This window comes from Pseudomonas sp. NPDC090233, assembly GCF_044772285.1.
Lineage (GTDB): Bacteria > Pseudomonadota > Gammaproteobacteria > Pseudomonadales > Pseudomonadaceae > Aquipseudomonas.
Genome location: NZ_JBIVYQ010000006.1, coordinates 329362 through 340455 on the forward strand (window position 1 = coordinate 329362; position 11094 = coordinate 340455).

At 63.3% G+C, this 11094-nt stretch carries 11 protein-coding genes; 6 read left to right on the plus strand and 5 right to left on the minus strand.

All coding sequences use genetic code 11. The features are described from left to right. Positions 1–23 precede the first annotated feature (23 nt). The 5 genes from ACIQUF_RS18755 to ACIQUF_RS18775 form a co-directional block, all read right to left on the minus strand. Positions 24–419, minus strand: coding sequence for a DUF1090 domain-containing protein (locus ACIQUF_RS18755; protein WP_403134084.1), 396 nt, complete (start codon positions 417–419; stop codon positions 24–26). Positions 420–546: 127 nt separating this feature from the next. Then, the gene (locus tag ACIQUF_RS18760; RefSeq protein ID WP_403134085.1) at positions 547–933 is read right to left on the minus strand and encodes a DUF1090 domain-containing protein; all 387 of its coding nucleotides are present in this window, start codon (positions 931–933) and stop codon (positions 547–549) included. 64 nt (positions 934–997) lie between these two features. Beyond that, positions 998–2713, minus strand: a complete 1716-nt coding sequence (gene ligB / locus ACIQUF_RS18765) for an NAD-dependent DNA ligase LigB (RefSeq protein WP_403134087.1) — start codon at positions 2711–2713, stop codon at positions 998–1000. A gap of 143 nt (positions 2714–2856) precedes the next feature. Further along, positions 2857–4047 (minus strand): methionine adenosyltransferase, encoded by a 1191-nt coding sequence (gene metK / locus ACIQUF_RS18770; RefSeq protein WP_403134088.1) that lies wholly within the window; start codon positions 4045–4047, stop codon positions 2857–2859. 19 nt (positions 4048–4066) lie between these two features. Continuing rightward, positions 4067–5059, minus strand: a complete 993-nt coding sequence (locus ACIQUF_RS18775; protein WP_403134090.1) for an ArsR/SmtB family transcription factor — start codon at positions 5057–5059, stop codon at positions 4067–4069. Positions 5060–5286: 227 nt separating this feature from the next. On the opposite strand from ACIQUF_RS18775, the gene tkt reads away from it, so the two are divergent. From tkt to ACIQUF_RS18805, 6 genes are all read left to right on the plus strand, one after another. Continuing rightward, on the plus strand, positions 5287–7284 hold the full coding sequence (gene tkt, locus ACIQUF_RS18780) for a transketolase (protein WP_403134092.1): 1998 nt from the start codon (positions 5287–5289) through the stop codon (positions 7282–7284). 154 nt (positions 7285–7438) lie between these two features. Further along, positions 7439–8500 (plus strand): erythrose-4-phosphate dehydrogenase, encoded by a 1062-nt coding sequence (gene epd, locus ACIQUF_RS18785; RefSeq protein ID WP_403134095.1) that lies wholly within the window; start codon positions 7439–7441, stop codon positions 8498–8500. A gap of 12 nt (positions 8501–8512) precedes the next feature. Then, positions 8513–9676: a phosphoglycerate kinase gene (locus ACIQUF_RS18790; protein ID WP_403134097.1), complete on the plus strand. Its 1164-nt coding sequence runs from the start codon at positions 8513–8515 to the stop codon at positions 9674–9676. Positions 9677–9708: 32 nt separating this feature from the next. Further along, positions 9709–9924: a hypothetical protein gene (locus ACIQUF_RS18795; RefSeq protein ID WP_403134099.1), complete on the plus strand. Its 216-nt coding sequence runs from the start codon at positions 9709–9711 to the stop codon at positions 9922–9924. 63 nt (positions 9925–9987) lie between these two features. After that, positions 9988–10317, plus strand: coding sequence for an MliC family protein (locus ACIQUF_RS18800; protein WP_403134102.1), 330 nt, complete (start codon positions 9988–9990; stop codon positions 10315–10317). Positions 10318–10417: 100 nt separating this feature from the next. Continuing rightward, the coding region (locus tag ACIQUF_RS18805) for a ketose-bisphosphate aldolase (RefSeq protein WP_403134104.1) at positions 10418–11094 on the plus strand (677 nt) is incomplete at its 3' end.

Genomic DNA, 11094 nt, shown 5'->3' on the forward strand with positions numbered 1-11094 from the left:
GAACGCATAACTGAAGTTTCAGGTCACTTGCTCAGTTCGGCTTTGGCGGCGTCAAGTTCTGCTTTCGATTCGGCCAGTTTCTGTTCGCGCTTGGCGATCTTGCCTGTGTCGCCCTTGGCCTGTGCCTTTTTCAGGTCCGCTTCGCGCTCGCTGACTTCCGCTTCGGCCTTGCGCACTTTCTGCTCACGCTCTTCTTTCAAACTGGCATCGGTGCAGTGCTCGGTGGTTTCCTGCAGGGCCTTTTCCAGGCCGCGGATTTCACCCGCGTTGTTGTGCGCCTTGGCATATTGAAGCTGGTTTTCGATGGCGCTGCGCTTGGCTGCGCAGCCGGTCAAACCTGGAGTTGGCTGAGCAGCTTGTACTGCGAAAGTGCTCATCCCCAAAACGGCCAGCATGACTACGGAAGAAACGAGTTTCATAGGAGCCTCCTTGTAGGGGCATATGGCAGTAAGTGCTGCGATGGTGCCCCCTTCCTACAACTTAGTGAACCCTTCGGTGGTTAACTTCAGAAAAGTCCTACAAGCCAAGTTGAGTAATAACTTGCTGTCAACGTTCCAGATCGTCTACGGCTTCCTGCAATTCCTTTTTCGCCTCGGCGAGTTTGTCCTTGCGCTTATTGATGCGCTCCGGGTCGCCCTTCTTCATCGCCTTGTCCAAGTCCTTGGTGCGCTGATTGACCTCATGGCGCGCTTCCAGCACCTTCTGTTCACGCTCTTTGCGCAGGCCGGCGTCGGTGCAGTTAGCCTCCACTTCGCTCAGGGCCTTTTCCAGGCCAGCCTGCTGTTCACTGTTGCCGTGCGCCTTGGCCTGTTCGATCTGTTCGCTGATGTTTTGACGCTTGGCGGCGCAACCGGTAAGGCCTGGTTGTTCTTCGGCGGCATGCGCCGACAGAGCGAGCGTTGCTAGCAGGAAAAGGGTGGAAATGCGTTTCATGAAAAGCCTCCTGAAAGGGGCGCGGCAGCAAAAAGTGGAGAAATCCTGCCTTGGTTTTGCCGATTTATAAACCCTTGGTCGGTTTTTCAAGCGAGCCGATTGCGCTTTGCACCTGAAAACCATCAATTCCACGGGTGCCCAGCAGCGTAGCGAAGCCTTGCACCTGCGCATTGCTGAAAAACATCGCGAGTTGATCTGCGCGTGTTGCGCCGATGCCAGGCAACGCCTGCCAATCGCTATTGGACCGGCTGGCTAGCGTTAGCCAGTTTTCTCCCTTCGGCACCTGAGCAGGGGCGGGTACGCCCAGCCCCTTCAGCCATTGAGCGAAAGGCCTGCTGTGGGCAATGTCGAAGCTGCGCCGCAGTTGCGTGGCGCTTTTCTCACTGATGCCGGGTACCGTTTCCAGCTGTGCGGTATCCAGTGCCAACCAGTCCGTCAGCGAGGTCACCAGCCCGGCCTCTACCAGCCGCCGCCAGGTGCCTGGGCCGATGCCTGGCAAGGCCAACCCTTGCTTGCCACCGAGCCAGACCAGGCGGGCGATGAACTGTTCTTCACAGCCTTCGCTGGCTTGCCAGCAGGTATGTGGGCCGTAGCGTTCCATGTCGGGAGCAGGTAGGGGCTGGCGCTCGACGGCGCGGTGGACCACCTGGTCGAAGCGAGGGATGGTTAGTCCGGCGAGGCTGATCGCAACCTGATCACCCGGGCGGATATCGAGCGCTTGCCAGCGGGCCATCGAGCCGAGGCTGACCTGGCTGATGCGGCGATCATCCAGGGTGACCGGCTGCAGCTTGAGCAGCGGGGTGATTCTGCCGGTGCGGCCGATGCGAAAGTGTACGTCGCGTACCTCGGCCAGTGCCTGGGCGAAGGGGTATTTCCAGGCGGCGATCCAATACGGCGTATTGGCCTTCCAGCGTTCAGCGGCCGGGCGGCCGTCCTGACGCAGGATCACGCCGTCCGTAGCGAAGGGCAGCGGCGTGCGGTACCAGTGCTGGCGCCAGTATTCGGCCTCGTCCGTTTTGCTGATGGCGACACTGTATTGCTGGCTGTCGGGGAAACCCAAGGCAGCCAGCTGTGCCAGGCGCTCGGCCTGATGATCGGGGCCTTGCGGCCAGTCCCAGACGAACAGGCCAATGCCAGCACCTTGCTCAAGGCTGAGGTGCTTGCGCGCCAGCAGCCCAGCCACCCCGCCACGGGCGTTGGCGCTGCCAGCCTGGCCCTGCACATGCCCCTCCAGGCGCAAATACAGTTCACCCTGCAGCACCAGGTCGAGCGATTGCGGCAATTCCTGGTTGATGCTGCCCAGCGCGGGGAGGTGGCGGCTCCAGTCATGCCCGTGAATGCCATCGCCACGGCTGAGTAGCCGTACCAGCCGACCTTGCCGGTAAATCAGCGTGGCGGCTACGCCGTCGACCTTCGGCTGCAGCCACACGTCTTGCTTGCCGGCCAGCCAGCGATTGACCGCCTTGTCGTCAGGCAGTTTTTCAACGCCCGTATGCGCAACCGGATGGGCAACCGGGCCGCGCGCGCTGGCCAGTGAATCCAGCTCGCCATCGATTGCAAAGCAGCGTTGCAGGCGCAGGAGGCGCTGGCGGCTTTGGTCGTAAAGCTCATCGGGGATCGGAGACTCACCCAGGCGATGGTAGTGGTCGTCCCATCGATCAAGGGTTTCGCGCAGCTGGCTGACCTCCATTTGCGCCCGGGCCGGCGGCCACGCTGGGCACTCGAAGGCCTGGGCCGTGGAGCTCAGGAATAACAACAGCATCAGCAGTACGAACGGCATGGCCAGCATCCTTGCGTGGCAGAGTGGAAGCCTCAGCCTAGGCAAATGAAACTGTCCATGCCCTGCGCAGTTGTCAGCCGATATGTCACAAAAAAGCCCCTGCCGATCACTCGGCAAGGGCTTTCGTTTACCGCTGTAGGAAATTACAGGCCGGCAGCGCCACGCAACTGCTGGGCGCGGTCGGTACGCTCCCAGGTGAAGGTGGTGAAGGTGTCGTCGCCGACCGTCTTCTGCTGCGGCTCGCGGCCGAAGTGGCCGTAGGCAGCAGTTTCCTGGTACATCGGGTGCAGCAGGTCGAGCATCTTGGTGATGGCGTACGGACGCAGGTCGAAGCACTCGCGCACCAGCTGAATGATCTTGTCGTCGGAGACCTTGCCGGTGCCGAAGGTATTGATCGAGATGGAGGTCGGTTGGGCGACGCCAATGGCGTAGGACACCTGGATCTCGCAACGCTCGGCCAGGCCGGCGGCGACGATGTTCTTGGCCACGTAACGGCCGGCGTAGGCGGCGGAACGGTCGACCTTGGACGGGTCTTTGCCGGAGAACGCGCCACCACCGTGACGGGCCATGCCGCCGTAGCTGTCGACGATGATCTTGCGGCCGGTCAGGCCGCAGTCACCCACCGGGCCACCGATGATGAAGTTGCCGGTCGGGTTGATGTGGTACTGGGTGTCCTTGTGCAGCAGCTCTGCCGGCAGGGTGTGCTTGACGATCAGCTCCATCACCGCTTCCTGCAGGTCTTTCTGCGAGACTTCAGGATTGTGCTGGGTCGACAGGACGATGGCGTCGATGCCGACGACCTTGCCGTTCTCGTAGCGGCAGGTGACCTGCGACTTGGCGTCCGGGCGCAGCCACGGCAGCAGGCCGGACTTGCGCGCTTCGGCCTGGCGCTCGACCAGGCGGTGCGAGAAGCAGATCGGCGCCGGCATGAGCACGTCGGTTTCGTTGCTGGCGTAGCCGAACATCAAGCCCTGGTCGCCCGCACCCTGGTCTTCCGGCTTGGAGCGGTCGACGCCCTGGGCGATGTCCACCGACTGCTTGCCGATGATGTTCATCACGGCGCAGGTGGCGCCGTCGAAGCCGACGTCGGAGCTGTTGTAGCCGATGTCGATGATGACTTTACGCACCAGCTCTTCCAGGTCGACCCAGGCCGAAGTGGTGACTTCGCCGGCGATGATGGCGACACCGGTCTTGACCAGGGTTTCACAGGCCACGCGGGCATATTTGTCCTGGGTGATGATGGCATCCAGGACCGCGTCCGAAATCTGGTCGGCGATCTTGTCCGGATGCCCTTCGGACACGGACTCGGAGGTGAAAAGGGAGTATTCGCTCATCTCGACGGGTTCCTAAAATTTACCGATGGTGTGTGTCGCCAGCCGTCCGCTGAAAATGGCGGACCTGGATCTGGAAACCGTTACGCAAGCCCACATAGAGGCTGTCCCCCGGGGCCAGCCCGGCAGCGTTGGCCCAACGGGCCAGGTCGTCCTGTTCGAAACCGAGCCAGAGGTCGCCGCAGGCTTCCCGCGCCCACCCCTGGTCATGGCTGCACAGTTCGGTGACCAGCAGGCTGCCGCCTGCTTTCACCCGTTTGGCCAGCTGACGCAGGGCCAGGGCCGGGTCGCTGAAATGGTGCAGGACCATGTTCAGCACTACGCAGTCGGCTTCCACATCCGTTGCACCCAGTGCATCGGCCAACTGCAGGTTTACATTATTCAGCTGTTCGCGTTCGCAGACCTGACGCGCCAGTTCAAGCATGGTCGGGCTGTTGTCCAGGGCCGTGACGGTGGCGAAGCGCCGGGCCAGGTCGGGCAGAAAACCGCCGTCGCCGGGGCCGACTTCCAGCGCGCTGGCGCTCGGCGCGAAATTCAGCGTGTCGAGCAAGGCCAACAGGCTTTCGCGGTACTGTGGCAGGCCGGCGATCAGGTCCTGCTGGGCGCGGAATTTCTCTTCCACGCGCAGGAAGAAGTCCTGGCTGGTGGCGGCGCGGCGCAGTTGCACCTGGGCAATACGCGCCTGCACGTCCTGCGGCAAGCTCAGTTCGTCCACCTCTTCGAGCAGCGCCGTGTGCAACCGTCCGCCGAGGCGGTGGTAGTCGGGCAGGGCGCGGCGGTAGAAGATCGCGTTGCCTTCCCGACGCGTGGCCACCAGCTCGGCCTGGGCCAGCACCTTGAGGTGGTGGCTCATGCCCGATTGGCCGATGTCGAAAATCTGCGCCAGCTCCAGCACGCCGAACGAGTCGCTGGCCAGCGCGCGCAACACGTTCAGGCGCAACTCGTCGCCACTGGCTTTGCACAGGGCGGCCAGGGTGTCGCTTTGCTGGGGGATGGGTTGCGCACGGAGGTTCATGGGGCGGCAGTCTAGACAGGCAAGGCGGCACCCGCAAGGTCAATATCAAAAAGTTTTGATATTGGCTGATGGGCGGGGTACTTGACCGGTTTTTCCTCCAGATTGGTAGCCAATCACAGGAAATTCCTCCAACTGCGACCATCCGTCATTGCCCCCGGCCCCCGCAGTGGGCGAAAATGGTCGCCTTTTTTCGTAACACCACCTATTCAAGCCCCAGGAGATAAGCGATGCCCAGCCGTCGTGAACGTGCCAACGCCATTCGTGCCCTCAGCATGGATGCCGTGCAAAAGGCCAACAGCGGCCACCCAGGTGCCCCCATGGGCATGGCGGATATCGCCGAAGTGCTTTGGCGCGACTATCTGAAACACAACCCGAGCAACCCGAACTTCGCCGATCGCGACCGTTTCGTGCTGTCCAACGGCCACGGCTCGATGCTGATCTATTCGCTGCTGCACCTGACCGGCTACGACGTCACCATCGATGACCTCAAGTCGTTCCGTCAACTGCACAGCCGCACCCCGGGCCACCCTGAGTTCGGCTACACCCCAGGTGTCGAGACCACCACCGGCCCGCTGGGCCAGGGCCTGGCCAACGCCGTGGGCTTCGCCCTGGCGGAAAAGGTGCTGGGCGCTCAGTTCAACCGTGACGGCCACAACATCGTCGACCACAACACCTATGTGTTCCTCGGCGACGGCTGCATGATGGAAGGCATTTCCCACGAAGTCGCCTCGCTGGCCGGCACCCTGGGCCTGAACAAGCTGGTCGCCTTCTATGACGACAACGGCATCTCCATCGACGGTGAAGTCGAAGGCTGGTTCACCGACGACACGCCAAAGCGCTTCGAGTCGTACAACTGGCTGGTGATCCGCAACGTCAACGGCCACGACGCCGATGAAATTCGCACCGCCATCGAGACCGCGCGCAAGAGCGACCGTCCAACCCTGATCTGCTGCAAGACCATCATCGGTTTCGGCTCGCCGAACAAGCAGGGCAAGGAAGACTGCCACGGTGCTCCGCTGGGCAACGACGAAATCGCCCTGGCCCGTAAAGAGCTGAACTGGAACCACGGCCCGTTCGAAGTGCCTGCCGACATCTACGCCGAATGGGACGCCAAACAAGCTGGCGCCAAGGCCGAAGCCGACTGGAACCAGCGTTTCGACGCCTACGCCGCCGCCTTCCCGGAACTGGCCGGTGAGCTCAAGCGCCGTCTGAGCGGCGACCTGCCGTCCGACTTCGCCGAAAAAGCCGCTGCCTACATCGATGAAGTCGCCGCCAAGGGCGAAACCATCGCCAGCCGCAAGGCCAGCCAGAACACCCTGAACGCATTCGGCCCGCTGCTGCCGGAACTGCTCGGCGGCTCGGCCGACCTCGCCGGTTCCAACCTGACCCTGTGGAAAGGGTGCAAGGGCGTCAGCCATGAAGATGCCAACGGCAACTACATGTACTACGGCGTGCGCGAGTTCGGCATGACCGCGATCATGAACGGCGTTGCCCTGCACGGCGGCCTGGTGCCTTACGGCGCGACCTTCCTGATGTTCATGGAATACGCGCGCAACGCCGTGCGCATGTCCGCCCTGATGAAACAGCGCGTGATCCACGTCTACACCCACGACTCCATCGGCCTGGGCGAAGACGGCCCGACTCACCAGCCAATCGAGCAGCTGGCCAGCCTGCGCAGCACGCCGAACCTGGACACCTGGCGCCCAGCCGACGCCGTCGAATCGGCGGTGTCCTGGAAGCATGCCCTGGAGCGCAAGGACGGCCCGTCGGCGCTGATCTTCTCGCGCCAGAACCTGCAGCATCAGTACCGCGCCCCCCAGCAGATCGCCGCTATCGCCCGTGGCGGTTACGTGCTCAAAGACTGCGCTGGCGAGCCTGAGCTGATCCTGATCGCCACCGGTTCCGAAGTGGGCCTGGCCGTGCAGGCGTTCGACAAACTGAGCGAGCAAGGCCGCAAGGTGCGCGTCGTGTCGATGCCGAGCACCAGCGTGTTCGACGCCCAGGACGCTGCCTACAAGCAGTCCGTGCTGCCGCTGGAAGTCGGTGCGCGCATCGCCATCGAAGCCGCCCACGCCGACTTCTGGTACAAATACGTCGGCCTGGAAGGCCGTATCATCGGCATGACCACCTACGGTGAATCGGCTCCGGCCAGCGCACTGTTCGAGGAATTCGGCTTTACCCTGGACAACATCCTCGGTACCGCCGAAGAGCTGCTGGAAGACTGATACAGGCGTTAGGCGAGGGCCTTTCGCCCTCGTTCGCGGCGCAAGGCCGCTCCCACAGGATATGTGTACGCCGCCGTACCTTGTGGGAGCGGCCTTGTGCCGCGAATGGGCCGCATCGCGGCCCCACGACCATCATGCGTTAGCGAGCCTACGAATGCCCCACCCGCGTCCCTACAAAGTTGCACTCAACGGTTACGGCCGCATCGGCCGCTGTGTCCTGCGCGCACTGTTCGAGCGTGGGGCGAAGGCCGGCTTCGAGATCGTCGCGCTGAACGACCTGGCCGACCAGGCCAGCGTGGAATACCTGACACGCTTCGACTCCACCCACGGCCGCTTCCCCGGCGAAGTGCGGGTCGACGGCGATTGTCTGCATATCAACGGCGATTGCGTGAAAGTCTTGCGCAGTGCCACCCCCGAAGGCGTCGACTGGGCTGCCCTGGACATCGACCTGGTGCTGGAGTGCTCCGGTGCTTACAACACCCGCGCCGATGGCCAGCGTTTCCTCGATGCCGGCGCCCCGCGCGTGCTGTTTTCGCAGCCTATGGCCAGCGAGGCCGATGTCGATGCCACGGTGGTCTACGGCATCAACCAGGATTGCCTGACCGGCACCGAACAGCTGGTGTCCAACGCCTCCTGCACCACCAACTGCGGCGTACCGCTGCTGCGAGTGCTGGACCAGGCGTTCGGCATCGAGTACGTGCAGATCACCACCATCCACTCGGCGATGAACGACCAGCCGGTGATCGACGCCTATCACCACGAAGACCTGCGCCGCACGCGCTCGGCCTTCCAGTCGGTGATCCCGGTGTCCACTGGTCTGGCGCGCGGCATCGAGCGTCTGCTGCCGGAACTTGCCGGGCGAATTCAGGCCAAAGCGGTACGCGTACCGACGGTCAACGTCTCGTGCCTGGACATCACCCTGCAGACCGCCCGCGACACCAGCGCGGCCGAAGTCAACCGGGTATTGCGCGAGGCGGCGCTGGACGGCCCGCTGAAAGGTTTGCTGGCCTACACCGAGCTGCCGCACGCCAGCTGTGATTTCAACCACGACCCGCATTCGGCGATCGTCGATGCCAGCCAGACCCGCGTTTCAGGCCCCCGCCTGGTGAACCTGCTGGCTTGGTTCGACAACGAATGGGGTTTTGCCAACCGTATGCTCGACGTTGCCGAACACTTTCTGCGCGTCGTCCACCCAACCCGCACCAAACAGCCCTGAAGGACTGCATTCATGACCGTGTTGAAGATGACCGACCTCGACCTGCAAGGTAAGCGCGTACTGATCCGCGAAGACCTCAACGTGCCTGTGAAGGACGGTGTGGTAGCCAGTGACGCGCGTATCCTGGCAGCGCTGCCGACCATCAAGCTGGCCCTGGAGAAGGGCGCGGCGGTAATGGTCTGCTCGCACCTGGGCCGCCCGACCGAAGGCGAGTTCTCGGCCGAGAACAGCCTCAAGCCGGTCGCCGACTACCTGAGCAAGGCCCTGGGCCGTGACGTGCCGCTGGTCGCCGACTACCTTGACGGTGTCGAGGTCAAGGCCGGCGACCTGGTGCTGTTCGAGAACGTGCGCTTCAACAAGGGCGAAAAGAAGAACGCCGACGAGCTGGCGCAGAAGTACGCCGGCCTGTGCGACGTGTTCGTCATGGACGCGTTCGGCACTGCCCACCGCGCCGAAGGCTCGACCCATGGTGTTGCCAAGTTCGCCAAGGTCGCTGCCGCTGGCCCGCTGCTGGCCGCTGAACTGGACGCCCTGGGCAAGGCCCTGAAGGCCCCGGCCAAGCCGATGGCCGCCATCGTTGCCGGCTCCAAGGTGTCCACCAAGCTGGACGTGCTGAACAGCCTGAGTTCGGTGTGCGACCAGCTGATCGTCGGCGGCGGCATCGCCAACACCTTCCTGGCCGCTGCCGGCCACCCGGTGGGCAAGTCGCTGTACGAGCCTGACCTGGTCGACACCGCCAAGGCCATCGCCGCCAAGGTCAACGTGCCGCTGCCGGTCGACGTGGTGGTCGCCAAAGAATTCGCTGAAAGTGCCGAAGCCACCGTCAAGGCCATCGCCGACGTTGCCGCTGACGACATGATCCTGGACATCGGCCCACAGACCGCAGCCAACTTCGCCGAACTGCTGAAATCGTCGAAAACCATCCTGTGGAACGGCCCGGTGGGTGTGTTCGAGTTCGACCAGTTCGGCAACGGCACCAAAGTGCTGGCCAAGGCCATCGCCGACAGCGCCGCGTTCTCCATCGCCGGTGGTGGCGATACCCTGGCGGCCATCGACAAATATGGCGTCAGCAAGGATATCTCCTACATTTCTACCGGTGGCGGTGCCTTCCTCGAGTTCGTCGAAGGCAAGGTGCTGCCGGCCGTGGCGATCCTGGAAGAGCGGGCAAAAGCCTGACAATGGCAGCGCCTGGCAAAGGGAGCGACCTGATGGTCAAGCAATTGCCTGTGATGATCCTGGCCGGTCTGCTGAGCGCCTGCTCCGCCAGCCCGTCCTCGGATGATCCGGCGCAGCCGCCCAAGGGCGGCTGCTACCAGTCCGAGTGGCAGGCTGAAACCGTGCCGGTCATCAATAAGCGCGTGGGCCCGGAAGGCCTGGAAAAGTATGACGAAGACCACCAGCGCAAAGCGCCGGGTTGCCCTTGACCGATGCATTTGGTCGGCGCGGGCAACCAAGCGAGCGTTGTGTGGTCATCTAGAGGATATGTAATGAAAGCGCTGATGGCCTCCGTGGCCCTGGCGACACTGGCAGGATGCTCGCTGCTGCAGCCGGCGCAACCCGCCCCGGCAGACAATTGGACCCGTTGGGTCTGCGACAGCCAGACCGAGGTGCTATGGCGCTTCGCTGACGCGCAACAGGACGCGGTCGACGTACGCCTCGGCGGCGGCGACCAGGTCTACCGGCTCAAATCCGAGCCGAGCGCTTCAGGCGCGATGTACAGCGATGGCGTGCTGGCCTTGCACACCAAGGGCGACGAAGGCCTGGTGTACTGGGTGGCAACAGACGATCTGATTGGGCGGGGCTGCAAGGCACCGTGAATGGCCGGGCCGCGCTGGTGGCCCACACTACTTGAACAGCAACCGCCCCTGCGGCAGGCTTGCACGAAACAAACGACGCTTGTCGGGAGAGAGATACACAATGGCACTCATTAGCATGCGCCAGATGCTGGACCACGCCGCCGAGTTCGGTTACGGCGTTCCGGCTTTCAACGTCAACAACCTTGAGCAGATGCGCGCCATCATGGAAGCGGCCGACAAGACCGACTCCCCCGTGATCGTCCAGGCTTCGGCCGGTGCCCGCAAATACGCTGGCGCCCCATTCCTGCGCCACCTGATCCTGGCCGCCATCGAAGAATTCCCGCACATCCCGGTGTGCATGCACCAGGACCACGGCACCAGCCCTGACGTCTGCCAGCGCTCGATCCAGCTGGGCTTCAGCTCGGTCATGATGGACGGCTCGCTGGGCGAAGACGGCAAGACCCCGACCGACTACGAGTACAACGTCCGCGTTACCCAACAAACCGTGGCCATGGCGCACGCCTGCGGCGTTTCGGTCGAAGGCGAGCTGGGCTGCCTGGGTTCGCTGGAAACCGGCATGGCCGGTGAAGAAGACGGCATCGGCGCCGAAGGCGTGCTGGACCACAGCCAGATGCTGACCGACCCGGAAGAAGCCGCCGACTTCGTCAAGAAGACCCTAGTCGATGCGCTGGCCATCGCCCTCGGCACCAGCCACGGCGCCTACAAGGTCACCAAGCCGCCTACCGGCGACGTGCTGGCGATCGACCGCATCAAGGAAATCCACAAGCGCATCCCCAA